The sequence below is a fragment of the Pirellulales bacterium genome (assembly GCA_036490175.1).
Lineage (GTDB): Bacteria > Planctomycetota > Planctomycetia > Pirellulales > JACPPG01 > JACPPG01.
The window spans coordinates 1-7,761 of sequence record DASXEJ010000099.1; the positions used below are offsets into that span (position 1 = coordinate 1).

General features: G+C 60.7%; 8 protein-coding genes. All 8 read right to left on the reverse strand.

The features are described from left to right. Positions 1 to 1,336 (reverse strand): glycosyltransferase family 39 protein (locus VGG64_07055; GenBank protein HEY1599343.1); only part of this gene is annotated, 1,336 nt, incomplete at its 3' end. A gap of 329 nt (positions 1,337 to 1,665) precedes the next feature. Continuing rightward, positions 1,666 to 2,118 carry an arsenate reductase (glutaredoxin) gene (gene arsC, locus VGG64_07060; GenBank protein ID HEY1599344.1) on the reverse strand — a complete coding sequence of 151 codons (453 nt, stop codon included), beginning with the start codon at positions 2,116 to 2,118 and terminating at the stop codon, positions 1,666 to 1,668. Next, positions 2,111 to 2,503, reverse strand: coding sequence for a hypothetical protein (locus VGG64_07065; GenBank protein ID HEY1599345.1), 393 nt, complete (start codon positions 2,501 to 2,503; stop codon positions 2,111 to 2,113). Before VGG64_07065 ends, arsC begins: the two co-directional genes overlap by 8 nt. Then, positions 2,500 to 2,997: an ArsI/CadI family heavy metal resistance metalloenzyme gene (locus tag VGG64_07070; protein ID HEY1599346.1), complete on the reverse strand. Its 498-nt coding sequence runs from the start codon at positions 2,995 to 2,997 to the stop codon at positions 2,500 to 2,502. The genes VGG64_07065 and VGG64_07070 overlap by 4 nt, the downstream gene beginning before the upstream one ends. Next, positions 2,994 to 3,350 (reverse strand): metalloregulator ArsR/SmtB family transcription factor, encoded by a 357-nt coding sequence (locus VGG64_07075; protein HEY1599347.1) that lies wholly within the window; start codon positions 3,348 to 3,350, stop codon positions 2,994 to 2,996. Before VGG64_07075 ends, VGG64_07070 begins: the two co-directional genes overlap by 4 nt. Before the next feature lie 60 nt (positions 3,351 to 3,410). Beyond that, a complete protein-coding gene (locus VGG64_07080; GenBank protein ID HEY1599348.1) occupies positions 3,411 to 4,757 on the reverse strand; it encodes a cytochrome c in 1,347 nt (448 codons plus the stop codon). Further along, positions 4,754 to 6,946: a xanthine dehydrogenase family protein molybdopterin-binding subunit gene (locus tag VGG64_07085; protein ID HEY1599349.1), complete on the reverse strand. Its 2,193-nt coding sequence runs from the start codon at positions 6,944 to 6,946 to the stop codon at positions 4,754 to 4,756. The genes VGG64_07080 and VGG64_07085 overlap by 4 nt, the downstream gene beginning before the upstream one ends. 3 nt (positions 6,947 to 6,949) lie before the next feature. After that, complete coding sequence (locus tag VGG64_07090; protein HEY1599350.1) at positions 6,950 to 7,411, reverse strand: (2Fe-2S)-binding protein; 462 nt, start codon at positions 7,409 to 7,411, stop codon at positions 6,950 to 6,952. Positions 7,412 to 7,761 lie beyond the last annotated feature (350 nt).

Genomic DNA, 7,761 nt, shown 5'->3' on the forward strand with positions numbered 1-7,761 from the left:
GCTGTTCGCGCGTGCCGCCGATCTCGATCACAACACTGCCGTCGTGACCGCGCGGCCCCCAGATCCAGTAGTTGTTGTGGCCGCTGATGGCCGGCGGCAAACCCAGCTTTGAACCGTAGATGTCGATGGCGGCGGCTTCGCCGTAATTGCCGCCAGCGAATACGGCCTTGGAGCGCTCCTGCGGAGACAGTGACCAATAGACCTTGGCAATTTTCGCCGCCATTTCCGGCCAACCATGCATGTCGGCAAAACCCTGCGGCAGACTTGTTTGCTTCAGGTGTTCTGTCGCAATCGCAGATGGCGTCATTCCGAGAGCCGCCGAATAGCGGATGTAACCGTCTTCGGACATCATTGGGATGGCAAGCGGTGCAATGACAGCACCGGAGGCGGCGACCGCCGCCACAGCAGCCCTGCGCGCGAACCCGTTCGCCATCCAGTTTTCGACGGAAATCGCGCCAATGGCTAGAAGCACCGGATAGATCGGCGTCAGATAATAGGCCTTGCCGTGACTGCTGACGAACAACGCGAACAACAGCACATACGCGATGGGCACAGCGCGGAACAGCGCGAAAGCGGGCCGACGCACTCCGGACCACAATCCCAAGAGCCAAACCGGTGCCGCCAAGGGACCAATAAGGAGCAGCTGCTGGATGAAGAAAGCCAGCGGCGACAGTTCGATATTCTTGCCACTGGCGCCCGCCTTGCCCAATTCGATGAAGGGCCAGCCATGGGCCTGCTGCCACAGGATATTGGGAAGCACGATCACAAGCGCCAGCACCGCGCCCGCATAGACCCAAGGTCTCAGCAAGGATGCGCGTAGCGACGTCGCCAGCAGGCCGATGGCCAGTGCGACCACGTAAAATGCGATCATATACTTGCTGAGCAGGCTGAAACCGACCACGGCGCCGAAGGCCAACCACCAGCGCTCGTCCTTCGTCTGTTCCAGGCGCACCAAGATCCAAGCGCAGGCGAGCCAGCTGATCGGTTGGAAAATGTCGGCGACGAAGATCATGCCGATGGCGAGAAACTGCGGTGCCAGCGCCGTGCACAGCCCGGCGAGCCATTGGGCGAAGCGCCCACCACCGGCCAAGCGGACAAATTCGGCCGTCATCGCCACCGTGGCCGACAATGCCAGCGCCGGCACCAGCCGGAAGCCGGTCAACCAGTCTCCCGACAAAGCGTAGGACCACGCCGCCAACATCGGTACCAGCGGCGGCTGATCGACATAGCCCCAGGCGAGACGCTGGCCGCAAACGATGAAGTACAGCTCGTCACGGTTGATGCCGTAGCCGGCATTGAAGAGAAGGTGGAGCAGGAGGGTAATCCCGCCCAGCACCAATGATGGACGCAGCCATCGCTGTAAATGAACGGGCATCTATATCCCCTCGTGCACGCGCGCACCCCAAAGTAGGGTTGGGCCGCCGACGGCGGCGAAAGATCGTATCCCAACCCGTGGTGTAACTACGGCGGTGTGATCACCGCGATCTCCGGCTTGGGCCGGATCGGTCAGACGGCCACAGCGGGCATACATAGGGATACGTGCAGAGCTTGCCGGGATTTCAATGGTCTGTCCCCCTGCAATCGCCTTACCCGTCCACAAATCATGCCACTCGCCGCGGGGCAGGATCACGGTGCGCGAAGTCTCGCCTTCGAAATCTAAAGCACTTACGGCGCTTGCCCCTTCCCAATTCGTGCGCCGTGCTCATCAATGACCTGCTCGCCGTCCTCCTTGGTGAAGGTGCCGCGCTGCGGCAGGGGCAGGATATCGAGCACCACCTCGGACGGCCGGCATAGCTTTACGCCCCAGGGCGTGACGACGAGGGGGCGATTAATGAGGATCGAGTTCGCCATCATGGCGTCGAGTAACCGCGCGTCGCTTAAGGTCTCATCGCACAGCCCGAGTTCGGCATACGGGGTACCCTTTTCCCGCAGAAGCGCACGCGGCTCCATTTGCATTCTCTCAAGCAACGATTCAAGGGTTGCGCGATCGGGCGGTGTTTTTAAGTATTCGATGATGCGGGGTTCGATACCGGCGTTTCGAATCAGCGCCAAGACGTTGCGCGAGGTCGCACACCCGGGATTGTGATAAATCGTAACCTCGATCGGCGCGTCAGCCACGGGCCGCCTCCCCGTCAAATGCGTCGACGAGCGCCGCCACGGGAGTCTGCGTCGCGGACGAGGCGGAAAGTCTGGACGAAGGGAATAGAAATCGCGCGAGCGCCCCGGTGAGTTGAGCTGCGATAAAAGCCGGCACATCGACGGGGCGAATTCCGGAGAAGGTATTGGTGAGCGATCGCGCGATGGTGATCGCGGGATTTGCGAAGTACGTTGCGGCCGTGAACCAATAGGCCGCGCCGAGCAGCTCGATCGCGCCCGGATTTATCGTTCCCGTTGGATGACTGCCGGCTAGATCGGCCGTCGGCCGCCCTGCAGCATTAAGCAGTTGCGAGACCGCGGATAGGTCGGCCGAGTGGCCACGGCGGATGGTGGTCGGCGGCGTCATTTGGAGCAGCAGCTCGATCTGGCGGCGAACGCTTCCGCTTTCGCCGTCGGCACGCAGCATGCGGCCTGGGGACTTCCGTCAGGCACAGTCGATTCGCCGTGATTGAAGACCGGCGTGTCTTTCCCGTAGACCGGGATGCTGCCCAAGGTGTGAAAGGTCTCCCAGGCGATGCCGGTCGGATCAGTGACCCAATACTTGTTTGACTGGGCGTAGCAACAGGGCTGATCGTCCTCTTGGATCAGACGCGCATCGGCCGCCTGCAACTGCGTGTGCATGCCGCGCAGCTCCTCGTCGGTCTCGACCTGAAACCCTAGGTGATTGACACCGACCGGTTGGCGGCGCGTCGAGATCGCGAAATTCACACGCGGATCCTCGAGCATCCACTTCGCGTAGTCCGATTGGCGTACCGTTGGCTCCGCGGCGAACAAGGTCGAATAGAAGCGGATCGATTGATCGAGATTCTCGACGCTCACATGCAGGTGGAATCGTTTCATGCTCGTCTCCTCTTGGGTTGACTGCCCTCGGCCGCCACAGGGCTGCAGGTTGGGCCGCAATCTTTACCCGCCAGCACACAGCAGTTCTCGGTGAGAAAAGCCAATAGCTGATTCATGCGCGGAAAATTCGGGCTGTAGTACAAGAAGCGTCCCTCGCGCCTGGCCTCGATGAGGTTGGCGCGCTGCAGCTCCTTCAGATGGAACGAAAGCGTTGGGCCTGGCACGTCGAGCTTTTCGCTCAACTGACCGGGGGTATAGCCCTCGGGACCTCGTTTTACCAGGAGTCGGAACAGGGCCAGGCGTGATTCTTGGGCTAGAGCGGCCAGGGATTCGACAACTTCACTTGATTTCATGATTCCAATTTTATGGAAATGCCATTCGATCGTCAACCTCCAAGCTCAACTCACCCAGAGTCAGTCTTCCGCGCGTAGTGTCGCCACGCGCGAAGCCGTCAGATCGGCGCCTTTGGCACCAAAGAGCGCAGTGACGTAATTCGCCACCGCAGCGATTTCCGCATCCGAGTAGGTGCTGCCGAACGCCGGCATATTCTCCGCATCGACCCGGTAGTGCCGCTTGCCGCCGCCGATGATCACCTGTGCAACGTTAGTGGCCGTGGGATCATTCACGGAACGTGTTCCGGTCAGAGAGGCGAACGGGATCACTGGGCTGATACCGGTCCATCCGTGGCATCCAGCACAAGCGCCCTCGTACACTTGCTTTCCGCGATTATTGGCCACATCAGTCTGTGTGACAGTGGCAGGCTCTGGTCGCGGGGCGGGCAAATCGGAACTTGACACACTAGGCACGGTACGCAAGTACGCCACCATCGCGGTGACATCGGTAGGTTTTAAGTGACTTAAACTCTCATCGACCGCTTCGCCCATGGGACCCGAGGCCGTGCCGCGGCCCTCGGCATGACCGATCGACAAATAGCGCGCAAGATCCGCATCGCTCCACGCACCCACGCCGGCGCTTTGATCCGGAGTGATATTGTAGGCGCGCCATCCGGCCTGTACCGCACCGCTAAATTTCTGTCGGTTGTTGAGTGCAAAAGCCAAATTCCTCGGGGTATGGCACTCGCCGCAATGACCCATCGCTTCCACCAGATAGGCTCCACGATTCCATTCATCGGTGCGGTCCACATGCGGCTGGTAGCGGCGGTCCGCGTTGAACATCGCTGACCATATGCCCATGAGCGCGCGCTGATTGAAGGGGAAAGAAAGGGTATTTTGCTGCGCGGGGGCGTGCACGGGCTTCAATGAAAACAAGTACGCCTTAATCGCCAGCGCATCCGCGTCCGACATGTACGTATAGCTGGGATAGGGCATCGCAGGATACAGCCGGGTATTGCCTTTGCCGATTCCCTTATGAACGGCGTTCAAGAAGTCCGCGTCGCTATAACCGCCGATGCCGGTCTCGGCGTCTGGGGTAATATTGGTCGAATAAATCCTGCCGAAGGGAAGTACAAATGCCAAGCCGCCCGCAAACGGCGCGCCATCTTTGGCGGTATGGCATACCTCGCAATCTGCCGCGCGTGTCAGATACTCGCCGCGTTCTATGAGGCTCGCCGACTTCAACTCCGCCGGTACTCCGGTGGGGTCTTGTCCTTGATAGGCCCGCAGCTCGACGGTTTTGCCGCCGGCAAAGGCGGTTGGCGAGGGCCCGAACGCCATGTAGCCCGTGACAACGAGACCGACGCCAACGAGAATCGCGAGAGTCCATAAGATCGGATGCGAAGCGCGCCCAGGCTTCGAGTTCATACGGCACCTATAGTCGGGAACGGGAGCACATGCATTCGTTTGCCAGTGGCGGCAAAAATTGCATTGGCCACTGCGGGCCCAATTGGGGCCACCCCGGGCTCACCGACGCCGGTCGGCGCTTCCGCGGAAGGTACGATGTGCACTTCCACCTTCGGCATTTCATTCATCCGCAACACGCGGTAGCTGTTGAAATTGCGTTGTTCGACACGGCCATTTTTCAGCGTGATCTCGCCATACATCACCGCACCGAGCCCAAAGCCCACGCCGCCCTCCATTTGCGCCGTGATGATGTCGGGATTGATGGGCGTGCCGCAGTCGACGGCACACACCACGCGATCCACTTTCACGTGGCCGTCCTTGTCGACGCTCACTTCGGCGACTTGCGCGACAAAGGTCTTGAAAGCTTCAGCCACCGCGATGCCGCGGCCCTTCCCGCTTCCAAGCGGCTCTTTGCCCCAGCCTGCCTTATCGGCCGCGAGCTCGAGAACAGCCTTCATGCGCGGCTGATGCTCTAGAAGCTTGCGACGAAACTCGTACGGATCTTGCGCAGCCGCGTGCGCCGCCTCGTCGATGAAGGATTCGACCGCAAAGGCCGTGTGCGAGCTGCCGACTACCCGCCACCAGAGCACCGGCACCCCGGTCTTCGTGGTCGCCAAGTCGACCGCAATATTTGGAATGGCGTAGGCTAGATTGGCGGCACCTTCCACCGAAGTCGAATCGATGCCGTCCTTGATGAGGCCTGCGAAGATCGTATCCGCCATGATGGACTGACCGACTATGACGTGGTGCCAGCCCGTGAGCTTTCCTTGTGCATTTAGCCCGGCTTCCATCTTGTGGAAGTACATCGGCCGATACAGCCCGCCGAGAATGTCGTCTTCGCGCGTCCATTGGAGTTTGATGGGCGTGCCATCCGCACCGTAGGCCTTGGCAATCGAGACTGCTTCAACGATGTAATCGGAGCCGAGATTGGCTCGGCGGCCGAAGCTGCCTCCGGCATACAGGGTATGAATGCTGACTTGGGTGGTATCCAACCCGGCTGCCTTTGCGGCATTCATCTGGTCGACGGTCTGGAATTGATCCCCCGCCCAGATTTCGCAGCTCGTGGAGTCAAGCTTGACGACCGCGTCCAAAGGTTCCATAGGTGCGTGCGCCAGGTAGGGAAACTCGTAGCTCGCGGAGATTTTGTGCGCCGCATTGCCGATGGCTTGTTTGGCATCGCCTTCCTTGCGCGCCGGGACTGCCGGCTGCTCGGCGAGTCGTCGGTACTCCTCCATAATCTCACTCGAGCTACGCTTCTCGGCCTTGGAATCGTCCCATTCGACTTGGAGCGCGTCTCGCCCCTGCTTGGCCGCCCAAAAGCCGCTGGCCACGACGGCGACCCCTCGTGGCACTTGAACCACCTTTTTAACGCCCGGTACGGCGCTCGCCGCGGTGGCATCGAAGGATTTCACGGTGGCGCCAAACAAGGGCGGACGCTTGAGCAACGCGACCAGCATGCCCGGAAATACCGTGTCCAGCGTGAACTGCGCGGTGCCGTTGGTCTTTGACGCGACATCGACGCGCGGCGGCCGGCTGCCGATGAGCGTGAAATTCTTCGGGTCCTTCAGCGTTACGGTCACCGGCACCGGCAAAGTTGTGGCGGTCTTCACCATCGACCCGTAGTTCGCTTGGCGCTTACTGGCTGCGTGCGATATCACGCCTTTCTCTACTGAGAGCTCACCCACGGGAACACGCCAGTCTTTGGCAGCCGCAGCCAGCAGCATGGCGCGCGCCTTCGCCCCCGCATCGCGAAGTTGCGCCCAGGAATTGGCCATCGCTGAACTGCCGCCCGTGCCTTGCATGGTTCCGAACACCAGATTGGCATAGTGCTTGGCATCCGCAGGTGCGCTCTCGACACTGACCCGCGCCCAATCCGCATCGAGTTCGTCAGCCACGATGGTCGCGATGCCGGTGTAGGACCCTTGACCCATTTCCAAGTGTTTGGCAATCACCGTGATGCTGTCATCGGCAGCGATGCGCAAAAAGGCGTTGGGTGCAAAAGGCGCGCTGCCCGTCGCCGCGGCGGCAACGGCGCGTCGCGGGGAAAGCGTCCACTCGAAGCCGATCGTCAGTGCGACCGCAGAGGCGGCACCGGTTTTAAGGAAGTCTCTGCGCGTCCGTACGCCTGCTCGTTTTGCGGTGACGGTCATGGCTCAAGCCCCGGCCGCTGCTGCGGCGCTGTGAATGGCGGCGCGGATTCGAGGGTACGTGGCGCAGCGACAGATATTGCCGCTCATGGCGCTATCGATATCGGCATCCGTGGGCGTGGAATTCTTTTCTAGAAGTGCCGTGGCCGACATGATTTGGCCAGACTGACAGTATCCACATTGAGGCACTTGGAGTGCGACCCAAGCAGCCTGCACGGCCTTGGCCTGCTTGCTTTGAAGCCCTTCAATCGTGGTGACCTGCCGCCCCGCAACTGCCGACAGCGGCAACACGCAGGATCGCACCGCCTGTCCGTCCAAATGCACCGTGCAGGCTCCGCACAGGGCCATGCCGCAACCGAACTTCGTTCCGTGAAGGCCCGCTATTTCACGCAGCGCCCACAACAGAGGCATCGTGGGATCGGCATCCAGGGTGGCGGACTGCCCATTCAGGACGAAAATAGTCGGCATGATTCAACTCCCGCGAGTGATGATTCGATGATACCCCGGTAACCGTTCAATTCTAATCTGCCGGACACGGACGGAGTCGTGAGGTGAGGATCGCGTCTTCATCGAGAGCGCCGACTGATATCGGTGAGCGACTTCCGCCTGAGAATGGGCTTCGCCGAGGCGGCGCCCGACAGCGTCCTCGGAAGAATACTTTTCAGGTGCCTTTCGGCAATGACGCTGATTTCGCTCTCGAGCGCTCGGTAACTGCGAATGAGCAAGACCCCAAAGTCGGTAATGATTGCGCCGCCGCCACCCGAGCCTCCTGCGCTGTTGATACTAACCGGCTTGTCAAAGGACTTGTTGAGGCTATC

What these genes read in the sequence shown, in the direction of transcription:
- VGG64_07075 (HEY1599347.1), bottom strand. Translation starts at nt 3,350, where the DNA reads ATGAAATCAAGTGAAGTTGTCGAATCCCTGGCCGCTCTAGCCCAAGAA.
- VGG64_07085 (HEY1599349.1), bottom strand. Translation starts at nt 6,946, where the DNA reads ATGACCGTCACCGCAAAACGAGCAGGCGTACGGACGCGCAGAGACTTC.
- VGG64_07080 (HEY1599348.1), bottom strand. Translation starts at nt 4,757, where the DNA reads ATGAACTCGAAGCCTGGGCGCGCTTCGCATCCGATCTTATGGACTCTC.
- VGG64_07065 (HEY1599345.1), bottom strand. Translation starts at nt 2,503, where the DNA reads ATGACGCCGCCGACCACCATCCGCCGTGGCCACTCGGCCGACCTATCC.
- VGG64_07070 (HEY1599346.1), bottom strand. Translation starts at nt 2,997, where the DNA reads ATGAAACGATTCCACCTGCATGTGAGCGTCGAGAATCTCGATCAATCG.
- VGG64_07090 (HEY1599350.1), bottom strand. Translation starts at nt 7,411, where the DNA reads ATGCCGACTATTTTCGTCCTGAATGGGCAGTCCGCCACCCTGGATGCC.